The 13,326-nt window shown below is 37.5% G+C and carries 16 protein-coding genes; 12 read left to right on the top strand and 4 right to left on the bottom strand.

Annotated features, from left to right (window positions below; translation table 11 throughout):
• Positions 1-49: 49 nt before the first annotated feature.
• Positions 50-1,219, bottom strand: a complete 1,170-nt coding sequence (locus tag ACIQXF_RS03950) for an MDR family MFS transporter (protein ID WP_402779395.1) — start codon at positions 1,217-1,219, stop codon at positions 50-52.
• A gap of 161 nt (positions 1,220-1,380) precedes the next feature.
• Here ACIQXF_RS03950 and ACIQXF_RS03945 point away from each other — a divergent pair, with 161 nt between their 5' ends.
• The gene (locus ACIQXF_RS03945; RefSeq protein ID WP_402779393.1) at positions 1,381-1,536 is read left to right on the top strand and encodes a hypothetical protein; all 156 of its coding nucleotides are present in this window, start codon (positions 1,381-1,383) and stop codon (positions 1,534-1,536) included.
• A gap of 83 nt (positions 1,537-1,619) precedes the next feature.
• On the opposite strand, the gene ACIQXF_RS03940 is transcribed toward ACIQXF_RS03945, so the two are convergent.
• The gene (locus tag ACIQXF_RS03940) at positions 1,620-1,841 is read right to left on the bottom strand and encodes a DeoR family transcriptional regulator (protein WP_010860244.1); all 222 of its coding nucleotides are present in this window, start codon (positions 1,839-1,841) and stop codon (positions 1,620-1,622) included.
• Positions 1,842-2,199: 358 nt separating this feature from the next.
• On the opposite strand from ACIQXF_RS03940, the gene pepV reads away from it, so the two are divergent.
• A complete protein-coding gene (gene pepV, locus ACIQXF_RS03935; RefSeq protein ID WP_402779391.1) occupies positions 2,200-3,606 on the top strand; it encodes a dipeptidase PepV in 1,407 nt (468 codons plus the stop codon).
• Between the two features lie 27 nt (positions 3,607-3,633).
• Entirely contained in the window at positions 3,634-4,488 is an 855-nt protein-coding gene (gene dat / locus ACIQXF_RS03930) for a D-amino-acid transaminase (RefSeq protein ID WP_402779389.1), read from the top strand.
• A 73-nt stretch (positions 4,489-4,561) separates the two neighbouring features.
• On the opposite strand, the gene ACIQXF_RS03925 is transcribed toward dat, so the two are convergent.
• The gene (locus ACIQXF_RS03925; RefSeq protein ID WP_402779387.1) at positions 4,562-4,717 is read right to left on the bottom strand and encodes a hypothetical protein; all 156 of its coding nucleotides are present in this window, start codon (positions 4,715-4,717) and stop codon (positions 4,562-4,564) included.
• Between the two features lie 314 nt (positions 4,718-5,031).
• Here ACIQXF_RS03925 and ACIQXF_RS03920 point away from each other — a divergent pair, with 314 nt between their 5' ends.
• The 6 genes from ACIQXF_RS03920 (at position 5,032) to ACIQXF_RS03895 (ending at position 10,375) form a co-directional block, all read left to right on the top strand.
• Positions 5,032-6,036, top strand: coding sequence for an NERD domain-containing protein (locus ACIQXF_RS03920; protein WP_402779385.1), 1,005 nt, complete (start codon positions 5,032-5,034; stop codon positions 6,034-6,036).
• Between the two features lie 3 nt (positions 6,037-6,039).
• A complete protein-coding gene (locus ACIQXF_RS03915; RefSeq protein ID WP_402779383.1) occupies positions 6,040-6,969 on the top strand; it encodes a diacylglycerol/lipid kinase family protein in 930 nt (309 codons plus the stop codon).
• Between the two features lie 6 nt (positions 6,970-6,975).
• Positions 6,976-7,146 (top strand): hypothetical protein, encoded by a 171-nt coding sequence (locus ACIQXF_RS03910; RefSeq protein WP_402779382.1) that lies wholly within the window; start codon positions 6,976-6,978, stop codon positions 7,144-7,146.
• A gap of 96 nt (positions 7,147-7,242) precedes the next feature.
• Positions 7,243-7,890 (top strand): tRNA (guanosine(46)-N7)-methyltransferase TrmB, encoded by a 648-nt coding sequence (trmB, locus tag ACIQXF_RS03905; RefSeq protein ID WP_402779380.1) that lies wholly within the window; start codon positions 7,243-7,245, stop codon positions 7,888-7,890.
• Between the two features lie 11 nt (positions 7,891-7,901).
• On the top strand, positions 7,902-8,765 hold the full coding sequence (locus ACIQXF_RS03900) for a YtnP family quorum-quenching lactonase (protein ID WP_402779378.1): 864 nt from the start codon (positions 7,902-7,904) through the stop codon (positions 8,763-8,765).
• A 383-nt stretch (positions 8,766-9,148) separates the two neighbouring features.
• Positions 9,149-10,375: a carboxylate--amine ligase gene (locus ACIQXF_RS03895; RefSeq protein WP_402779376.1), complete on the top strand. Its 1,227-nt coding sequence runs from the start codon at positions 9,149-9,151 to the stop codon at positions 10,373-10,375.
• 86 nt (positions 10,376-10,461) lie between these two features.
• Here the strand turns inward: ACIQXF_RS03895 and ACIQXF_RS03890 are convergent, their stop codons facing one another.
• Entirely contained in the window at positions 10,462-10,776 is a 315-nt protein-coding gene (locus ACIQXF_RS03890) for a hypothetical protein (protein WP_402779374.1), read from the bottom strand.
• A gap of 167 nt (positions 10,777-10,943) precedes the next feature.
• Here ACIQXF_RS03890 and ACIQXF_RS03885 point away from each other — a divergent pair, with 167 nt between their 5' ends.
• The 3 genes from ACIQXF_RS03885 (at position 10,944) to ACIQXF_RS03875 (ending at position 13,232) form a co-directional block, all read left to right on the top strand.
• On the top strand, positions 10,944-12,020 hold the full coding sequence (locus ACIQXF_RS03885) for a M42 family metallopeptidase (protein ID WP_402779372.1): 1,077 nt from the start codon (positions 10,944-10,946) through the stop codon (positions 12,018-12,020).
• 76 nt (positions 12,021-12,096) lie between these two features.
• Positions 12,097-12,618, top strand: a complete 522-nt coding sequence (locus ACIQXF_RS03880) for a DUF84 family protein (RefSeq protein WP_402779370.1) — start codon at positions 12,097-12,099, stop codon at positions 12,616-12,618.
• Between the two features lie 95 nt (positions 12,619-12,713).
• Positions 12,714-13,232 (top strand): hypothetical protein, encoded by a 519-nt coding sequence (locus ACIQXF_RS03875; protein ID WP_402779368.1) that lies wholly within the window; start codon positions 12,714-12,716, stop codon positions 13,230-13,232.
• Positions 13,233-13,326 lie beyond the last annotated feature (94 nt).

The following is a 13,326-nucleotide window of genomic DNA, read 5'->3' as shown; positions in this document are numbered from 1 at the left end:
TCTGATTCGCTAAATAGGGATGGAGCGATTTTTATCTATATTTGTATTATTACTGAGGCTTAAGTTTTGGTCTGTAAAATAAACAACTGCATAAAACAAGAACTGCAATTATCACAAACATTGCATCGACATAATGTGTTAACAGCCAGCCACCAAGGATTGGTCCAATAAAGCCCCCTAGGTTTTTGAATTGTGCTGCACCTAAATAGGTTGCCTTTTGTGTATCAGGTGCAATCTCATCAATCATGACGTTCATTGTTGGAAAGGTGAAAATTTCACCAATCGTAAAAATAATCATTGCGACGATATAGAGTGGATAGTTATTCGAAAAGCCGAATAATAAAAGTCCAATGGCCAATAGCACGATACCTACTAATAATGTAACTGTCGAAGAAAAACGTTCTGACAGTATACTAATTGGCAATTGTAGTAATAATACAACTGCTGCATTGAGTGAGATTAGGAGGGAATAGAGCTTGGTACCTTCTTCAATGTTAAGCTCGATGACTTGTGGTAATGTTGAATCAAATTGCGAATAGCCAATATTTATTAAAATGGCACCAAAAATAAAGCTTAGTAGAACGCGATTCGTTAATAGTATAGTAAAGGTTTGAAATATTTTTGTTTGTGTAGAAGCTTTTTGTTGCTGCATTTCATAGCGATTCAAAACAAAAAATAAAAATACAGCATAAATAATATACATAGTTCCCGTCAGCATGAAAGGGATACTTGGGCTCGACAATTGAGAAATATAAACGCCTATAATAGGTCCAATCACAGCCGCTATGTTAATGGCTGTGTAGCGGAAGGAAAATAATCTTTTGCGTTTTTCAGCTGGAGTAAAATCGATCATTAATGCTTGAGTCGAAGGTTCAAAGAAGGAACGACATAAGCCATTTAAGGCGTTTAATGCTACAAAGAACCAAACAGTCTGTGCTGTTGCAAAGCCAAAGAATACGATGCTCCATACAATAATCGTTAGTAAAATGACGCTTTTCCTGCCGAATCGGTCTGTTAAATATCCACCAAAGAATCCTCCGACAGTGGAGATTAGAGGAGCAATACCGATTGTCAATCCTATTTGTAAAGGAGAGGCTTCAATTTCGTTATGTAAATAAATTGCTAAAAAGGGCATCGCCATAAAACTTGCAATGCGTGTGAAAATAGTTCCACCCAAAATAATCCAAACTAGAGGATGAAACAGTTTTGACAGTTTCATAGAAAATCCTCCTCTCAACATGTAGAATGTTTCGAGTGTAACGGATTGTTAAGCAACTGTAAATAGTCAAATCAATTTCGCCTTGGCGTAATTGCGTCTGGATTTTGAATTGTGCCCGCACAATTCATTCCTTTGAAAATCCGTGACATCCGCCGGAGGCTTTGGGCCAACGTGATGTTGGTCACTCAGTCGTTGCCACAGGACGTGGCGTTCTTAGACTGAGTTCCTCTATTTCAGTAGGTGTTTGGACACCCACTGAAAAAGTAATCAAAATCGCATTCATCTCACCACCTATAGAGGTGGGAGTCTTCTACTGAATGAAGATAAGACAAAAAAGAATGACCCCGACGAAAGGTCATTCTTTTCTCATACTAAATGCTTTACGTGTTAAACGTAAAAACTAAGACGTCATTTTAACTTTTTTACTCGTCGTTGTCCATTTGCCTCGACTTGGACTCATCACCAAATCGTTAAAGGCTAACACGTTCAAATCTCTTTGAACGGTGCGAGGAGTGATACTAAACTCTTCGACTAAATCCTGTGTAGACACGGTTCCTTTGTCTAAAATAAACATGTACACGTCTTTAATACGATTAAGCATTCGATCAGTAGTTGGTTTCATAAATAAAAACCACTCCTTCATCTTAATTCTCTTGGCAAAGACTAGCGGACGACAATATGTGCGGAGTGCACTTAGGCTAATAAGTAGCTGCCTTAGACATCCCCTTTTCTAATTTTATAGTCAGAAAAATTATTCTGATAACTTCATTATATCGAAAAGCTAGTTGATTTTCTAGTGAATGCAAGGGAAATTTACAATTATCCCACAAAATTCGTACTGTATTTTATGGGAATAGGTGAAAAAGATGCTATATGTGGTAGTGTTAGAGGTAGATTTTGAAAACAGTTGTCAGAAAGATGATTGTCATTTATGTTGTAAAGAGTAGAATAATGTTAATACATTGGAGGAGGTACATCGTATGGATTGGTTACAAGCTGCAAAAGAAAGGCAAGATGAATTAATACAAGAGTTACAGGAGCTTGTGCAAATTAATAGTGTACTCGATGAGGATACTATTACTACTAAAGTACCTTTCGGTGATGGTCCGTTAAAGGCTCTTGAATGGTTATTAGCAAAGGGCCAAGCAGAAGGACTGCAGACGAAAAATGTTGATAATTATGCAGGGCACATACAGATAGGTGAAGGTGAAGATTTATTAGGCATTTTATGTCATGTTGACGTTGTACCGGTTGGTGATGAGGCAAACTGGACATACCCACCATTTAGCGGTACTGTTGCAGATGGTAAGCTATACGCTCGTGGTGCCATAGACGATAAAGGCCCAACTATTGCAGCATGGATGGCTATGAAGCTTGTCAAAGATGCGGGTATTCAGCTCACTAAAAGAGTACGAATGATTATCGGTACGGATGAAGAAACAGGCTTCCGCTGTGTCGACCACTATTTTAAACATGAGGAAATGCCGACAATTGGTTTTGCACCAGATGCAGATTTCCCGCTCATCAATGCAGAAAAAGGCATTGCAGAGTTAGTGTTCTCTCAAAATAAAATAGGTGATGCAACGAAAGAACAGCTACTACTATTTAATGCTGGAAAGCGACCAAATATGGTACCTGATTTTGCAGAAGCGACAGTGCAATTTGTTTCTTCACAATTCGAACAGAATTTTCAAACATTTTTAAGTAAAAATCAGCTAGAAGGCTCTTTATTAATCGAGGCTTCTCGCTATATAATAACTATCAAAGGTAAAGCAGCTCATGCAATGGAATCAGAAAAAGGTGTCAATGCAGCTGTTTATCTTGCAGCATTTTTACAACAAGAGTTGACGACAGAGGCAAGTAAACAATTTGTCGACTTTATCGCAGATGTTTTTTATCAAGATCATTATGGCAACAAGCTTGATTTACAGTTTGAGGACGAAATGTCTGGCAAAACAACGTTAAATCCAGGTATTGTTAAATATGATGTGGCTAAAGGTGGCAGTATGGTAATTAGTATGCGCTATTCTGTCACATATCCGTTTGATGAAAAAATCACGGAAGCACAACGCTTAGCTGTGGCAAAAGGATTTTCATTGGATATTCAAGATGACTCAAAACCTCATTATGTAAGCGAGGATGATACATTCATCCAGACTTTAGCAGATATCTATAGACGTCAAACAGGAGATTACGAAACACCGTTACTTTCTACGGGTGGTGGCACGTATGCACGTGTGATGAAAAAAGGTGTAGCATTTGGCATGCTATTCCCTGGTGAGCCTGATGTAGCGCATCGTGCGGATGAATTTGTCGTCATTGAAAATCTCGTAAAGGCAGCAGCTATTTATGCTGAAGCAATTGTTGAACTTGCAGGAAAAAAATAACTCAAGAATGAAAAGGATGAGCGAAACATGGCATATTCATTATGGAATGACCAAATTGTTGAAGAAGGATCTATTGCAGTATCACCAGAAGATAGAGGTTACCAATTTGGTGACGGTATTTATGAAGTAATCAAAGTTTATAATGGCAACATGTTCACAGCGCAGGAACATATTGATCGTTTCTATGCAAGTGCCGAAAAAATTCGTCTTGTCATTCCTTATACAAAAGACGTATTACACAAATTATTACATGATCTTATTGAAAAAAATAATTTAGACACTGGCCATGTTTACTTCCAAATTACACGTGGGACTACTTCTCGTAATCATATTTTCCCGGATGCAAGTGTTCCAGCTGTATTAACAGGGAATGTTAAAACTGGTGAGCGTTCATATGGAAATTTTGAAAAAGGTGTAAAGGCAACTTTTGTAGAGGATATCCGTTGGTTACGCTGTGACATCAAATCTTTAAATTTACTTGGTGCTGTACTGGCAAAGCAAGAAGCATCTGAAAAGGGTTGCTATGAAGCTATTTTACACCGAGGAGACGTCGTAACAGAATGCTCATCAGCGAATGTATATGGTATTAAAGATGGTAAGCTTTATACACACCCAGCAAATAACTTCATTCTAAACGGTATTACACGCCAAGTAATTTTAAAATGTGCTGAGGAAATTAATCTACCTGTTATTGAAGAGCCAATGACAAAGGCAGATGTATTAACGATGGATGAAGTAATTGTATCATCTGTATCCTCTGAAGTAACACCTATTATCGATGTTGATGGTAACAAAATTGGTGCTGGAGTTCCTGGTGAATGGACTCGTAAATTACAGCAAGCATTCGAAGCAAAATTACCGCTTTCTATTAATGCTAAATAAGTGAATTTTTCTAGAGAGCTACCTTAAACTTGGTTTTTCCAAGCTACTAAGGTAGTTCTCTTTTTATCTTCATTCAGCAGAAGACTTCCACCTCTATAGGTGATGAGATGAATGTGATTTTGATTACTTTTTCAGTGGGTGTCCAAACACCTACTGAAATAGAGGAACTCAGTCTAAGAACGCCACGTCCTGTGGCAACGACTGAGTGACCAACATCACGTTGGCCCAAAGCCTCCGGCGGATGTCACGGATTTTGAAAGGAATGAATTGTGCGGGCACAATTCAAAATCCGGACGCAATTACGCCAAGGCGAAATTGATATAGAACAAATTTTGGATGTTTTCTCCTGAAACGTCATGTAAAATAATAAGATGATGTTTATTGCACATGATTCAACTTCAGAAATTTAAAGTCTGAGAGCAAATGTCGATGTAATGAATGCAAATGACTATTTTTGATGAGATTGATGTAATATCTCTCCGAAGCAAAAGTGGAATATAGTCAAATTACATATAGAGTGAGTAAGATTGGAGTGACCTTAAAATGGCACAATTGGTGAAATTACAAGATTATATTTCACGCTATCAAATTGATTTAGCAAGATATCCAACACAATTTGTACGCTTAAAGAAAAGTCAATGGGAGCGAGTTAAGCGACAGTGGGAGCTAGGTGAAGATATTAGTGAGTGGCAACATGCCGATAACGATACAGAAAATGATTCTTTTGGAGAGAAAGAGCGTTTTACTTTATTCAAAAAAATATTTGCAGGGCGTCAAAAGGTTGAGCATGAGGACGTTGAACAAGTAGAAATATCGAATGAACTGGTTAGCGATGAAGATAGCATACCAGAGGAAGAAACGACATTAACATTTGAACCAAAAATTGTCTATGCACCACAGTCCATTCATGAATTGAAACGAATGTTTATCGATCAATTTTTCCATTTTCAAATGAAATGGGCAAGTTCGACATTGCGTGAAAAGTCTTATGTAGATCCTCGTTTTATACGTGATTCTTTGCTACGTAATTTATTGCAACAATTACCAGATAATTATTTGCTTTTTTATTATCCAATATTACAAATCAGAAAGGCACCCATTGAGCTTGATGTTGTGCTAATGTCACCGACAGAATGTATTTGTATCACCGTTTTAGAAGCAGAAAAACAAGCAGTGTATGTAGGAAGCAGTGATCGATTTTGGATAAAAAAAGTAGGAACGAAGGATTCGAAAGTCCTTAATCCAACGATTAATTTAAGTCGGATGGAATCAGTATTAACTCAATTATTTAAGCAAGACAATATTGACATGCCAATTCGTAAGGTTGTATTAACACATAGTGGATATTTCGACTATCCTGGATCACCTTATGGAATTCAATTTGTTGATCATCGAAATTATGGGGAATGGATGGAGCAATTAAAGAAAGTTTCTTCTCCTATGAAACATATGCAAATTCGTGCTTCCCAAACGATTTTAAATAATGTACAAACAACATCATTTAATAGAGATATTTGGCAGCAATCTTCTCGACCAACTGAGGATTAATGAATGCAAGTATTATTTATTGTGAATGAAGCAGCGGGCAATGGAAAAGGTAAGAAAGTTTGGGGACATCTTCAACGCCATTTAACAATCAACTATCAAGTTGCCTTCACAGAATATGAAGGTCATGGACAGGAACTTGCAAAACAATGGGCACAAGATGCACAAACTAAAAAACTAATTGTTATTGTTGGCGGAGATGGCACAATACATGAGGTTGTAAGTGGTGTTGTACATAATGCATATATAGTTATTGGTGTGGTTCGTGCTGGCTCTGGGAATGATTTTGCACGATACTTCACAACATTTCAAAATGCGTTACAAATTGAAGCTTATTTACAGGCAGACTTGGCTAGTCTTCCGATGGATACTGGGAATATTCAGTTTGATGCTCTCCAACAAGAGATATTTGTCAATAATGCGGGTGTGGGCTTTGATGCATTTGTCACAAAGCACATTAATAAATCTCGATTGAAGTTTTACCTCAATAAAATTGGACTCGGCAAGTTATCCTATGCTGCGGCTGTTGTGAGAGGGCTATTTAGTTTTGAGCGCTTTGATGTAACCATACGTTCAAACAATCAAGAATGGCAGTTTCAGCAGGTGTGGTTTGTTGCTATGAGTAATCATCCTTATTTTGGAGGGGGCATGAAGATTTCTCCTTCCTCTAAACCTAATGATGGAGAAATAGAAATAACAATCCTTCATGGCATTTCACGTCTTAAGTTATTACTTGTATTTGTCACTGTGTTTTTTGAAAAACATACAAAATTTAAAGAGATAACTTTTTTGCAGGGCAACGACTTTGATATTTTCGTACAGGCTAATGATGTAGATTGTCATACAGATGGTAACTATATCGGTGAAATGAGTCAGGGGACGAAGATTCATTGTTCTGTCCACCGAGATGCATGGCAGGTTATTTCGAAGGATTAATCAATTATGTCTCGGCATAATTGTTGCTGCCGCTTCGCTATCGCACAGAAAACATTTGTAGCTGCCGCACAGAAAACATTTGTTGTAGCTGTCGCTACGTGTGCACTACGCTATCGCACAGATAAACAATGCGTCTGGATTCGAATTTGTGTTTGGACACCCGCTGAAAGAAGTTAAAAACTATCATTTTGCAATAATTTCATGCGAATTTTATGGGAATACGTTATACTATAAAAAATCAATAATTTCACGAGAAAGAAATGAGGAAAAAAATTGAGATTAAGAAATAAGCCTTGGGCGGAGGAAATGATTACAAGTCATCCAGAGGTGATAATTCCAAAACCTGAAGACTTTAAGGGAAATTGGCAGGCTGTTTTCGGAAACGACAACCCATTACATATTGAAGTAGGTACTGGGAAAGGACAATTCGTTACTGGTATGGCTCTACAAAATCCAGATATAAATTATATTGGCATTGAGCTTTATGATAGTGTCATTGTTTGTGCATTGGAAAAAATTTTAGAAGCTAAATCTCCAGCGAATTTACGATTATTAAAAGTAAATGGCGCAGATTTATATAAATATTTCACAAAAAATGATGTAGACCGTGTGTATCTGAATTTCTCAGATCCTTGGCCGAAAACGCGCCATGCCAAGCGACGTTTAACGCATGGGGATTTTTTGAAATTATATGAGTCGATTTTAGTGGATAATGGGGAAATCCATTTTAAAACGGACAACCGTGGTCTGTTCGAGTATTCGTTAATGAGCCTGTCTGAATATGGTATGTTACTAAAGTATGTATCACTCGACCTACATGCGAATATGCCTGAGGATAATGTTATGACAGAATACGAGCAGAAATTTTCTGCGAAAGGACAGACAATTTATCGTCTAGAATCACAATTCATTACTAAATAGGGGGAGTATGGATGGATCAGTTACAGTTTCACAATATGTCATTATCATGGCTAAACGGGGGTGTCACTTGCCTTGATGGCGGTGCTATGTTTGGAGTTGTGCCAAAACCACTTTGGTCACGCAAATATCCGGTAAACGAAAACAACCAAATCGAGTTACCGACTGAACCGATTTTAATTCAATATGAAGGTAAAAACTATATTGTTGATACGGGTGTTGGCTTTAACAAATTAAATGAAAAACAACTACGTAATTTTGGTGTTACTGAAGAATCAACATTAGCGGAAAGCTTACAGGAGCTAGGGTTAACAACAGCGGATATTGATGCAGTATTAATGACGCATTTACATTTCGATCATGCTGGAGGTTTAACTCAATGGGAAGATGATGTACTTGTCCCAACATTCCCGAATGCTAAAATCTTTGTAACAAAAATTGAATGGGATGAAATGCGTGAACCAAATATTCGCTCGAAAAATACGTATTGGAAAGAAAACTGGGAGCCAGTTCAGCATTTAGTTGAAACGTATGAAGGTACGTTAGAGGTAGCTCCTGGCATCGAAATGATTCATACAGGTGGTCATAGTGATGGACATGCCATTATTAAATTGACTCAAAATAGCGAAGTGCTATTGCATATGGCGGATATTATGCCAACACATGCCCATCAAAATCCTTTATGGGTTTTAGCTTATGACGATTATCCAATGGCGAGTGTATTTGCAAAGGAACGTATTATGAAAGAAGCTCTGACAAACGGCTACGGCTTTATTTTCTATCATGATGCTTATTACCGTATGATTAAATGGGATGAAACAGGTAAGGAAATTGTAGATAAGCTAGAGCGTAGCAGACAAGCTATGATTACATTCTAATTAAAAAACGTGTGAACGATTTGAGTTCGCACGTTTTTTTATCGGCAAGAAATAGCTATTATAGAGCGCCCAGATAAGACATTGGATAGAAGGTCAAGTCCTATGATAACACCTTCATGACCAATATCGTGCCGCTGCCGCTTCGCTTTCGCACAGTCGAAACATTTTGCTGCCACCACGTTAGCGTTTCGCTTTCGCACAGAAAACATTTGTTGCCCGGACGCCCCCAGGAAAGCGCTCTATCGGAATGGAAATCAGCCTCACGTTATAATGTTGAGTCTAATTATCTATACCTCTCTTTTTTGACGCTTTTTTGCGTGAACATCTTGGAAAATATGATACACTAAAAACTATACTAAAACACAAAAGAGAGTTGAAATAACATGGCAACTGAGCAACCATTTTTACCGGTATTATTAGGATCAGATATGAATGCATATGGGATGGCACGTGCGTTTTACGAGGAATATGGCATTAAGCCACTTGTACTAGGGCGATCACATTTAACAGCAACACAAGACAGCCATATCTTAAATTTTCAAGAAATTGATCGCTTAAATGAACAGGATGTATTTGCACCCGCACTTGCACAGGTAGCAAAAAAATATTCTGATAAAAAACTACTGTTATTAGCTTGTGGTGATGATTATGCAAAGCTTATTATCAAAAATAAACCAGCGCTACAAGAGCATTTTACAGTACCATACATTGATGAATCACTGATGGATGAAATTTTGTTAAAAGAAAACTTCTATAAAATGTGTGACAAGTACAATTTCAAGTACCCAGGTACAACGACTGTGACAGCAGATAATTACGAAAACTTTACACCACCATTCGATTATCCAATTATTTTAAAAGCCTCTAACTCGGTGGAATACTGGGCATGTAAATTTCCAGGTAAGAAAAAAGTATTCGTAGCTCATGATGAAGCTGAAAAAACTGCCATTTTAAAAGCAATCTATAGCTCAACCTATCAGGATACAATGATTATTCAAGAATTCATACCAGGCGATGATTCATATATGCGTGTATTAAATGCGTATGTTGGGAAAGACGGCAAAGTAAAGTTAATGTGCCTAGGAAATCCAATCTTAGAAGAGCATTCACCTGAAGGGATTGGTAGCTATGCAGCAATCGTTACAACATACGATGAAGAAATAATGGATCAAGTACGCCACTTCTTAGAGGATATCGGGTATGTAGGCTTTGCTAACTTCGATATGAAATATGATATGCGTGACAAACAGTATAAACTTTTTGAGATTAACTTACGAAATGGCCGTTCAAGCTATTATGTAACAGCAAGTGGCCATAATTTAATGAAGTATGTAGCAGACGACCATATGCTGGATATTAAGCAGGATGTAACCTATGTACAGGATAAGCATTTATGGATGATTATTCCTAAAGGTGTATTATTCAAATATGCATCAAATGAAAAGCTTAAATTAGAAGCGAAAAAATTAATTCGTGAAGGGAAATATACAAACTCTCTTTACTTTAATCAAGATATGAATACAAAACGTTGGGTCAAGCTAACGTTAAATAATTTAAATTATTATCGAAAATATAAAAAGTACTTTAACAACAAAGGATTATCAGAGTAAAACAAAGGAGCCATCTCAAATAACTGAGATGGCTTCTTCTTTAGTAGGATTCTATAATTTTTTTAAACGCGTATCGCTGAGTAAGGTTATACTTCTATTAGCTCCACTACAACACCTGAGCGGGCGTCCGCTGCAAATTCAAATGTTTGCATTTCACCCTCGCGCATACGTGAGATACCTCCACGATATACTGGAATCGTCATAATGCCGTTTGTAAAATTGTCTGTTTTCATAAAAATCCAGGAACCGTCGATCGGCGCATCCTTTTTAAATTCCTTTTTTATGTTTTCGAGTACTTGTCCTGCAGGTACATACGGAGAAACTTTTTCACTTGCTTCTTTAATAATGACTGCGGCAGCTAGGCCAGTTGCAACACCAATTAAAAAATCACGTAATTTCATACTTCTTTCCTCCTTTTTCTATAGCTTCATTTTAGCATAGTACAAGGAGTGAATGCACGTTCACACTTTAGCACTTTTTAGGAAATGTATCAATATTTCGAATTGAGAAATAAGGTGTGTTACAATAAGCAAGGAATAATATTCTACTTCGTGGGGAGAGAGTCATCATGAATGAGGAAACATTACAGTTATTTGAAACATTAACAGAATTACCAGGCGCACCGGGTAATGAACATGCAGTACGCGCGTTCATGCGTTCTGAGTTAGAAAAGTACTCGGATGAAATCATTCAAGATAATTTGGGAGGTATTTTTGGTGTAAAGCATAGTGATGTTGCTGATGCTCCAAAAATATTGGTTGCTGGTCATATGGATGAAGTAGCATTTATGGTTACTTCCATTACCGACAACGGAATGATTCGCTTTCAACCTCTAGGGGGCTGGTGGAATCAGGTTATGCTAGCACAACGAGTTGAAGTATTTACTAAAAATGGTGCAATACCTGGTGTAATTTCATCCATACCACCACATTTACTAACAGATGCAGAGCGTTCCAAACCAATGGATATAAAAAATATGCTAATAGATGTTGGCGCAGATAATAAAGAAGATGCTATTGCGCTTGGTGTTCAACCAGGTCAATCAATCATTCCAGTTTGCCCATTCACACCAATGGCAAATCCGAAAAAAATCATGGCGAAATCTTGGGATAACCGCTATGGTTGCGGACTGGCTATTGAATTAATGAAAGAAGCGCAGAACGAAAAACTAGCTTCGCATTTATATTCCGGTGCGAATGTAATGGAAGAGGTTGGTTTACGAGGTGCTCAAGTATCGGCAAATATGATAAAACCGGATTTATTCTTTGCTTTAGATGCTTCACCTGCAAATGATATGTCGGGAGAAAAAAATCAATTCGGTCAACTTGGAAAAGGTGCTTTATTACGTATTTTAGACCGCACAATGGTCACACACCGTGGCATGCGTGAATTCATCTTAGATACTGCCGAAACAAATCATATACCATACCAATATTTTGTTTCACAGGGTGGTACTGATGCTGGACGTGTACACACCGCGAATGACGGTGTTCCAAGTGCAGTAATCGGTATTTGCTCACGCTATATTCATACTGCTGCATCAATTATTCATATTGATGACTATGCAGCAGCAAAAGCTTTAATTGTAGAGTTAGTGAAAAAAGCAGATCGTTCGACACTAGAGACGATTCGCGCTAATGTATAAAGTAACATCCACTGATACATGTTAAAAGGTGCCTTTAGGGGGCATCTTTTTCTATGCAAAGAAAGAAGGACTGGAAATGAACATAGCTATCGGAACTACAAACAAAGCAAAAACGGAAGCAGTTGAAGTTATAGCTAAAAAATATTTTGATAAACCGATTTTTACCTATATCAAGGCTTCTTCACAAGTATCTGATCAACCGAGGACTCATGAAGAAACGCGAATGGGAGCAATAAATCGTTCAAAGAACGCATTGAATGAGACAGGTGCGCAATTATCGTTTGGTTTAGAAGGTGGAGTGACTGAAATTGATGGTGTCATGTATGTTTGTAACTGGGGTGCTCTTACAGTATCAAACAATACAACCTATACAGCTGCTGGTGCACAAATTATATTACCAGAAGAAATTGCCCAGGAAATAAGAGCTGGGAAGGAACTTGGGCCTGTTATGGAGCAATATACGCAACGTCTAGATATTCGCCAAGGTGCTGGGGCTGTAGGTATTTTCACACAAGGTTTAGTAAGTAGGCAAGCAATGTTTGAGCATATTGTCTCGCTTCTAATTGGTCAATATTTATTCGCATTAGCACACGAGTAGAAGGTAAGAATTAGTTAAAATGGAACGGTGAAGTTGCAACTTTGCAAAAATTTTTTTAAAATAGAGAAAAAGTTAGCGATGAAAGGAAGGGAAACATGTCTCATAAATGGCTACAAGCTACAGGCTTAATGCTTCTACTGTTGGGACTTTCTGGCTGTAATCAATCTGTCGACGAACAAATTGAAAATGGGCTTCAAATAACAGAAACTGTTTTTGCAGAAGAGCCAGCGGGGCATACTGATAAAATTGGAGATATAGAATTATACTTACCTTCAAGCTTTAAAGTTGAAGACAGTTCAGACGCATATAATATATTAATTGCAAAAGGAAAAGAGAGTTTTATTCTTTTCATTAACGATCGCGAAGATACAGATAGCAAACTCTATTATAATCTATTAAAAGAAGATACATCAAAAAACATAATCAAAGAACATACGTATGAAAAGGAAGGTATTTTCGGCTTTTCAGCTGTTTCCAAAACCGACAATGAGGATGAATTTGAGCTAATTGTGAGTAGTGGTGGTGTAAAAATGACGACCATATCTCAGGCAAATCATATAGAGGATAATTTACATGAGATGACGAAAATCGTACATTCGGTTAAGATTAGATAATTGGATAGTTTTGAACAGAGCGGTTCACAAACATGTGAGCCGTTTTCTCTTCATTCAGCGGTAATATTTATCTAGGCGACAGCGGTTAATTACG

Source organism: Lysinibacillus sp. NPDC097231, from assembly GCF_044761885.1.
Classification (GTDB): domain Bacteria; phylum Bacillota; class Bacilli; order Bacillales_A; family Planococcaceae; genus Lysinibacillus.
This window is presented reverse-complemented; position numbering and strand designations above follow the sequence as displayed.

Bases quoted from the DNA above. Each gene is read 5' to 3' on its own strand.
- pepV (WP_402779391.1), top strand. From the start codon at position 2,200: ATGGATTGGTTACAAGCTGCAAAAGAAAGGCAAGATGAATTAATACAA.
- ACIQXF_RS03900 (WP_402779378.1), top strand. From the start codon at position 7,902: ATGGATCAGTTACAGTTTCACAATATGTCATTATCATGGCTAAACGGG.
- ACIQXF_RS03885 (WP_402779372.1), top strand. From the start codon at position 10,944: ATGAATGAGGAAACATTACAGTTATTTGAAACATTAACAGAATTACCA.
- ACIQXF_RS03920 (WP_402779385.1), top strand. From the start codon at position 5,032: ATGGCACAATTGGTGAAATTACAAGATTATATTTCACGCTATCAAATT.
- ACIQXF_RS03890 (WP_402779374.1), bottom strand. From the start codon at position 10,776: ATGAAATTACGTGATTTTTTAATTGGTGTTGCAACTGGCCTAGCTGCC.
- dat (WP_402779389.1), top strand. From the start codon at position 3,634: ATGGCATATTCATTATGGAATGACCAAATTGTTGAAGAAGGATCTATT.
- ACIQXF_RS03940 (WP_010860244.1), bottom strand. From the start codon at position 1,841: ATGAAACCAACTACTGATCGAATGCTTAATCGTATTAAAGACGTGTAC.
- ACIQXF_RS03915 (WP_402779383.1), top strand. From the start codon at position 6,040: ATGCAAGTATTATTTATTGTGAATGAAGCAGCGGGCAATGGAAAAGGT.
- ACIQXF_RS03950 (WP_402779395.1), bottom strand. From the start codon at position 1,219: ATGAAACTGTCAAAACTGTTTCATCCTCTAGTTTGGATTATTTTGGGT.
- ACIQXF_RS03875 (WP_402779368.1), top strand. From the start codon at position 12,714: ATGTCTCATAAATGGCTACAAGCTACAGGCTTAATGCTTCTACTGTTG.
- ACIQXF_RS03910 (WP_402779382.1), top strand. From the start codon at position 6,976: ATGTCTCGGCATAATTGTTGCTGCCGCTTCGCTATCGCACAGAAAACA.
- ACIQXF_RS03895 (WP_402779376.1), top strand. From the start codon at position 9,149: ATGGCAACTGAGCAACCATTTTTACCGGTATTATTAGGATCAGATATG.
- ACIQXF_RS03880 (WP_402779370.1), top strand. From the start codon at position 12,097: ATGAACATAGCTATCGGAACTACAAACAAAGCAAAAACGGAAGCAGTT.